Here is a 6,840-nt window from a genome sequence, read left to right on the forward strand (position 1 = left end):
CTCCGTGGTGGAGTTCCCGAGCGGTCAAAGGGATCAGACTGTAAATCTGACGGCTCAGCCTTCGAAGGTTCGAATCCTTCCTCCACCACCATTTTTAAAGGGCCAGCATTTGCTGGCCCTTGTTCGTTGTGCGAAACAACACATTCTATTCGTTATCCAGTCAAGGCCGCCCGCCCATGCGGCGACCACAAATCTTGCTCTGGCCCTTTAGGCACAATGCGCGTCGGATTAATGTTGCCGTGGCTGTAGTAGTAATGGGTTTTGATATGGTGCATATCGACCGTTCCTGCCACGCCTGGCACTTGAAATAACTCTTTCATATAGCAGAACAAATTGCAGTAGTCGGCGATACGTTGTTTGTTACATTTAAAGTGACCCACGTACACAGGATCAAAGCGGATTAAAGTGGTAAATAATCGCCAGTCTGCTTCTGTGATCTGATTCCCAGCCAGATAGCGGTTGCGACTCAGATGATCGTCCAATACCGTCAATGCACTGAATAGCTGATCAAAGGCGTCTTCATAAGCCGCTTGTTCGGTGGCAAAGCCACATTTATACACGCCGTTGTTCACGTTCGGATAAACAAATTCATTCCACTGATCTACCGCTGCACGCAGGTTTTCTGGGTAATAATCGTCATCATTCCCCGTAATGGCATTAAAGGCCGAATTAAACATCCGAATGATATCGGCCGATTCATTACTGACAATGGTCTGGGTTTTCTTATCCCACAAAATCGGCACAGTGACCCGGCCGGTATAGTCAGGTTTGGCTTGCGTGTAAAGCTGGTGAGCGTACTCAAACCCGTATAAAGGCTCGGGCTCGGAAAACGTCCAGCCATACTCCAACATTTCGGGCGCAACGACAGTGACATCAATGTGAGGCTCAAGCCCTTTCAAATGACGCATAATCAAGGTGCGATGTGCCCACGGGCAAGCGAGAGATACATAGAGATGATAACGATCGGACGCTGCTTTAAAGCCAGCATCCCCGCTTGGGCCGGCTTCACCGCTCGCGGTTATCCAATGTCGGAATCCAGCATCTTCACGAACAAAGCGCCCGCCTGATGCTTTGGTGTCATACCACACATCGTGCCAAATACCGTCAATCAGTTTTCCCATAGGTCCTCCTTTCTTTCTATGTGCAGTATATGAAGCAACAATAGAAATGTCGGCAGACCCGATTGTTGGAGTTATTCGAAAAAGCTGAGCAATGGCTCCGACATTGAGAATGTCATGATTTTGTTAGAACTTTCTTAATCGCCTTTTTCGCGTTTGACCTTCACTCACCATGTCCTCTACTGTGAATAGCGATGAATAAAAGGAGAAAATTGATGAAACGTTTATTAGCGACCCTATCTTTTGCGTTTGTTGTTGCAGCCAGTCTGCCAAGTTTCGCTGCCAATGAGACAACCGAAATGTCGGCAGATCAGCTGACTGACCAAGTGGTGAGCAGCTACGCTGAAGCGGCTGAACAGGTTGTTTCAATATCTAAAGACTATCAAAGTAAGCTCGAGAGCATCAGTGATGAAGAGCAAGCTAAAGCACTAATGGCGGAGACGCAGAAAGAAATGGCGCAAGCCATTGAGGCAACAGGCTTATCCATTGAAGAATATAACAATGTCTTTCGTCAAGCGCGTGAAGATAAAGAACTGCAAAAGAAGATCAGCAACATGATCAATGAGTAAATATAGCTTGGAACAAGGGCAAGTGTATTCTCTTGCCCTTATTGTTTAGGTTTGAGCCACCGAGACGTGCGATCTAGGTAGCCACAGCGAAATCACCGTCGTAATGAACAAGAAGACGAACGAGACCCACAAACAGGCCGCTAATCCCCATACTTGGAAAACCCAGCCCGACAACACCGTGCCAATTAATCGCCCCATCGCGTTGGCCATATAGTAAAAGCCCACGTCCAACGACACGCCATCGCCTTTGGCATAGCTCACAATCAAGTAAGAATGCAGCGACGAGTTAACCGCAAAAATAACGCCAAACAGCATTAATCCGACAATGATGACCGCTTGTGGGTACCATTGCTCGCCAATTGCGTAAGCAATAACACCCGTCACCACGGCCAATAAACCTGCCCAACCTAACGCTGCTTTACCACCCGGTGAGTGCCCTGCTTGACGCCCAGTAATTTTTGGGGCAATCCCTTGCACCACACCATAGGCAATCACCCACAGCGCAAGAAAGCCACCGACCATACTATGGCTCCAACCGAATGTGTTGCCCAAATAAATCGGTAAGGCGACGACAAACCACACGTCTCGCGCACCAAAGAGAAACATGCGTGCCGCTGAGAGGATATTGACGCTGCGCGACTTGGAAAATATTTCTGAAAACTTAGGCTTACTTTTGGCTTTACCTAAATCCGCTTTTAGTGACACCACACTGCCAATAAAGACCACAGTCAGCACACCGGCCATGGCTGCCACCGCGTATTGAAAGCCAATTAAAGACAGCAGTGCGCCACCGACAAAAAAGCCTGCCCCTTTGAGTGCGTTCTTAGAGCCGGTGAGGATCGCAATCCACTTAAACAGCGCACCCTGTGCATTATCGGGCACCAGGGTTTTGATCGCACTTTTCGCACTCATCTTATTGAGATCTTTCGCAATCCCAGATAGCGCTTGTGCCGCCATCACCCAGGGGATGGTTAGCCACGCCGCGGGTACCGCCAGCATAGTAAGCGCCACAATTTGCATGCCTAGGCCAATATTCATGGTGCGGTTAAGCCCTAATCGAGCCCCTAACCAGCCGCCGACAAGATTGGTCACTACCCCAAAGAATTCGTAAAACAAAAACAGCGAGGCAATTTCTAAGGTGCCGTAGCCTAAGTCATAAAAGTACAGCACCACCAACATGCGCAATGCGCCGTCGGTGATGGTGAAGTTCCAATAGTTAAAGGTAACCAGCATGTACTGGCGCACAGATTGGCTTAATTGAGCAAACATAGTGGCCGTCTATTTAGGTTTGATAAAAGCGGTAAATAAAGGCGATGCACTGTATGCACCGCCACCGTTAACAAGCATCACTTACTGATCGACAAGACCGACGTTGCGCACCAACTCAGCGGTGCGCGTGGCATACCCCATTTCGTTGTCATACCACGCATAGATTTTGACCATACGCTTACCCACCACCATAGTGGACAGCCCATCGACAATGGTAGAGCGCTGATCGCCACGATAATCAATCGAGACTAAAGGACGCGCCTCAAAGCCAAGAATGCCTTTAAGCTCGCCGTCCGCGGCCTGTTGCAACAGTGCATTCACCTCGTCGGCGGTGGTATCGGTTTCCACATCAAAAATCACATCCGTCAGTGACGCATTGGCGAGCGGGACACGCACTGCATGGCCATTAATCTTGCCTTTTAGATCCGGGAAAATTTCCACAATGGCCGTTGCTGATCCTGTGGTGGTCGGGATCAAGCTCATGCCACACGCACGGGCGCGACGTAAGTCTTTGTGCGGCGCATCTAAAATCGTTTGGGTATTGGTTAAATCATGAATGGTGGTGAAGGTTGACTGCGCAATTCCCAGTTTTTCATGGATCACTTTCACAATCGGTGCCAGGCAGTTCGTGGTGCACGACGCCGCAGTAACAATTCGATGTTTGCTCGGATCAAAAATCGCGTCATTAACCCCCACCACGATATTCGCCACACGCTCATCTTTGACCGGTGCAGAGACCACTACGCGCTTCACGCCTTGGTCCAAGTATTGTTGTAGCAAATCCGCGTCACGGTGTTTTCCGGTTGCCTCAATCACCACATCACAACCTGACCAATCGACTGCATCAATCGCTTTCTCTTGGCTTGTCGTTAATGTTTGGCCGTTAATCTGCACGCGATTGCCTTCCGCACTCACCGCGTGATGCCAACGCCCTTGTACCGAATCAAACTCCAGCAAATGCGCCAGCGTTTCGGTATCACCGGCCACATCGTTAATGTGCACAAACTCGAGCTCTGGCCAATCAAATGCAGCCCGTAATGCCAAACGACCAATTCGACCAAATCCATTAATCCCGACTTTAATTGTCATTACTCTCTCCTTTACACGCAGCAGGTGGGGCGTGACGCCATCTTGGCAAGCCGCGTGATATCTTCTTGATAAGTGTCTTTTAGGCAGTTGGAATCAACTAAGCCCTGAATTTGTTTGCGCATCCAGCCCGGTAAATCAGCGGCTAAGCGATAAAACACCCATTGCCCTTGGCGCGTATCAACCAACACCCCACTGGCCCGCAGTTGTGCCAAGTGGCGTGAGATCTTAGGCTGTGAGGTATCCAGCGCTTCGGTGAGCTCGCACACACATAACTGCCCTTCACGAGCAATGAGCAGCAAACACCGCACGCGCGTTTCATCGGCCAACAATTTGAAAAACTGGTGAGGCAACATAGGCTCTCTCATTACGCTTTATTAAATGCACATATGGATATGCGTATATTAATAAACCCAAGCATGCACGCAACCCTGACAGACAGGAATTCATAAAAGCTTCATATTAAATCGTATAACGCCGCTTCATCCTTAGCGCGATATTCACCAAAGCAATCAACACCGGTACTTCCACCAGCGGCCCAATCACTCCTGCAAAGGCTTGATCAGAGTGAATGCCGAATACCGCAATCGCCACCGCAATCGCCAGTTCAAAGTTATTACCGGATGAGGTAAACGCAATTGACGCGTTGCGGTCATAGGGGATCCCCAGTTTTTTACCCACAAAGAAGCTAATAAAGAACATCAACACAAAGTAAGTTACCAGGGGTACGGCGATACGTAACACGTCAAGCGGCAACGCAATAATCGCCTCCCCTTTTAGGCTAAACATCAACACAATGGTCGCCAACAAAGCGATTAACGTTATCGGGGAAATACGTGGCAAAAAGACGTCTTCGTACCATTGTTCACCTTTTTTAGCGACCAGCACGGTACGTGATAGATAGCCCGCCAAAAATGGGATACCCAGATAAATCAGCACACTTTGCGCGATGTCCCCCATGGTCACATCCACCACATAGCTTTGTAACCCCAGCATAGGAGGTAAAACGGTGATAAATAGCCATGCCATCACACTGTAGGTCAGGATCTGAAATAAGCTATTCAGGGCCACTAGGGCCGCGCCATACTCTTTATTGCCACCACTGATGTCGTTCCACACCAAGACCATGGCAATACAGCGTGCAAGGCCAATTAATATCACTCCCGCCATATACCCTGGCTCATCACGCAAAAACAGCACCGCCAGTGTGAACATCAGAATAGGACCCACCACCCAGTTCATGATCAGCGACAGCGTAATGGCTTTTTTATCGCGCGTGACCGAGCCTAGTAAACGATAATTTACCTTTGCCAGTGGCGGGTACATCATTAAAATCAAGCCAATCGCCAGCGGTACATTGGTGCTCCCGACCGATAAGCGTTCACTGATGGTCGCAACGTCGGGAAAAAGCCATCCCACACTGACCCCAATGGCCATGGCGAGAAAAATCCACACGGTTAAATACCGATCGAGCCATCCCATTTTTTGCGCGGCCGACGGTGCACAGGTTTCAGATTGAGACATAAGACAAATCCTTGGTTATTGCTGACGTTGAATCACTCGTGTTGCTGATGGGACACGCTACCTATTGATGATGTCCACAAGCCGTATTGCCCTGCATTACAGGCGTGACAGAGCTCAGAAGCGAGGGGTTATTGATGGCTGTGGTGCGCAAAACACCGCGCATCCACTCAGGTAAGGTTGGGTGTAATTGGTAATAGACCCACTTACCACGACGCTCTCCGACGACTAACTGATGCTTGCGTAGCTCGGCCAAATGTCGAGAAATCTTGGGTTGACTCAGGGCTAACGCCTCCATCAGATCACATACACATAACTCACCATGCTGTGAGAGCAGCAATAGAGAGATCAGCCGAGTGGGCTCAGATAAGGCTTTATAAAATGTTAGGGTGTCACACATCGCTATAGTCTACTTTACATACATATGGCATATCATATATATGGAATTCCATATGTCAATCTGGGCACTGGTAAATAATGATTAATTAAAAAGAGCGTGGTTTCGTCGACAAATTCTACCTCTTTGCCATCACTCGAATAGACTTTACGCTTTTTTTACGCGGCGAATGGCGACGTTTTTGATACATTACGGGCCTTCGTGAATGGTGTGAGCTTCGAGAATGTTACAGTCTCTTCGTCGATACCCTGTGTGGGCATCTTTTAGTATGCTCGGCGTCACTCTCCTACTTTGCTGGGGATTGAATGCCTTCTTCCCAGTGACGATTGCCGTATTACTGCTTCTTCAACTCGCCGTGGCCATTGTTGCCCTGCAATCTGGCCCCTCTCTGGCTGTGCCGATATCTTTAGTGGCAGCACTGAGCTTTAATTTTCTTTTCACCGCCCCGCGCTTTTCTTTACAAATGAGCGACGTCACTGACGTCATTAATTTGGTGGTATTTATGTTGGTCGCTGGCGTGACAAGTTACATAGCACACTTTTACCGCCAACAACGTGATGAATTAGAGCAAACTCGATTAAGAAATAGCATCTTACTCTCCGTTTCACACGACTTACGTACCCCGTTAGCGACAATTATTGGTACCTTGACAACGTTGCAAGCGTATATGAATAAACTGTCGCATACAGAAAGAAATGAGCTACTCGATAGCGCGACGCAAGAAAGCCACCGCCTACATCACTACATAGAGAACTTGCTGCAAGCAACTAAATTGCAACACGGTATACCCGTGATCATTGAAGATGCTTGATTTTACGTAGAAACAGGATCATGATTCCTACCTATGAAAGTGACTTTAACCAAACAGCAGAAGCTTGAA

8 protein-coding genes and 1 tRNA gene are annotated in these 6,840 nt (G+C 48.5%); 3 read left to right on the forward strand and 6 right to left on the reverse strand.

What is annotated here, in order from left to right:
* Positions 1-6: 6 nt before the first annotated feature.
* A tRNA-Tyr gene (locus BZJ21_RS14805) sits at positions 7-91 on the forward strand.
* 61 nt (positions 92-152) lie between these two features.
* Here BZJ21_RS14805 and BZJ21_RS14810 read toward each other — a convergent pair.
* Positions 153-1,121 (reverse strand): glutathione S-transferase family protein, encoded by a 969-nt coding sequence (locus BZJ21_RS14810; protein WP_077660921.1) that lies wholly within the window; start codon positions 1,119-1,121, stop codon positions 153-155.
* A 212-nt stretch (positions 1,122-1,333) separates the two neighbouring features.
* Here BZJ21_RS14810 and BZJ21_RS14815 point away from each other — a divergent pair, with 212 nt between their 5' ends.
* Entirely contained in the window at positions 1,334-1,687 is a 354-nt protein-coding gene (locus BZJ21_RS14815) for a DUF4168 domain-containing protein (protein WP_158011530.1), read from the forward strand.
* A gap of 45 nt (positions 1,688-1,732) precedes the next feature.
* On the opposite strand, the gene arsJ is transcribed toward BZJ21_RS14815, so the two are convergent.
* The 5 genes from arsJ to BZJ21_RS14840 all read right to left on the reverse strand — a co-directional run bounded on the left by arsJ (position 1,733) and on the right by BZJ21_RS14840 (position 5,963).
* A complete protein-coding gene (gene arsJ / locus BZJ21_RS14820) occupies positions 1,733-2,956 on the reverse strand; it encodes an organoarsenical effux MFS transporter ArsJ (protein ID WP_077670195.1) in 1,224 nt (407 codons plus the stop codon).
* 81 nt (positions 2,957-3,037) lie between these two features.
* Positions 3,038-4,045, reverse strand: coding sequence for an ArsJ-associated glyceraldehyde-3-phosphate dehydrogenase (locus BZJ21_RS14825; RefSeq protein WP_077670196.1), 1,008 nt, complete (start codon positions 4,043-4,045; stop codon positions 3,038-3,040).
* An 11-nt stretch (positions 4,046-4,056) separates the two neighbouring features.
* Positions 4,057-4,398 carry a metalloregulator ArsR/SmtB family transcription factor gene (locus tag BZJ21_RS14830; RefSeq protein ID WP_021024015.1) on the reverse strand — a complete coding sequence of 114 codons (342 nt, stop codon included), beginning with the start codon at positions 4,396-4,398 and terminating at the stop codon, positions 4,057-4,059.
* A gap of 106 nt (positions 4,399-4,504) precedes the next feature.
* Positions 4,505-5,566 (reverse strand): ACR3 family arsenite efflux transporter, encoded by a 1,062-nt coding sequence (arsB, locus tag BZJ21_RS14835; protein ID WP_077670197.1) that lies wholly within the window; start codon positions 5,564-5,566, stop codon positions 4,505-4,507.
* Positions 5,567-5,627: 61 nt separating this feature from the next.
* Complete coding sequence (locus BZJ21_RS14840; protein ID WP_077670198.1) at positions 5,628-5,963, reverse strand: metalloregulator ArsR/SmtB family transcription factor; 336 nt, start codon at positions 5,961-5,963, stop codon at positions 5,628-5,630.
* A 220-nt stretch (positions 5,964-6,183) separates the two neighbouring features.
* Here BZJ21_RS14840 and BZJ21_RS14845 point away from each other — a divergent pair, with 220 nt between their 5' ends.
* Complete coding sequence (locus BZJ21_RS14845) at positions 6,184-6,771, forward strand: sensor histidine kinase (RefSeq protein WP_077670199.1); 588 nt, start codon at positions 6,184-6,186, stop codon at positions 6,769-6,771.
* Positions 6,772-6,840: the final 69 nt, after the last annotated feature.

Origin of the sequence: Salinivibrio costicola subsp. alcaliphilus, from assembly GCF_001996185.1 — a bacterium.
GTDB lineage: Bacteria > Pseudomonadota > Gammaproteobacteria > Enterobacterales > Vibrionaceae > Salinivibrio > Salinivibrio costicola.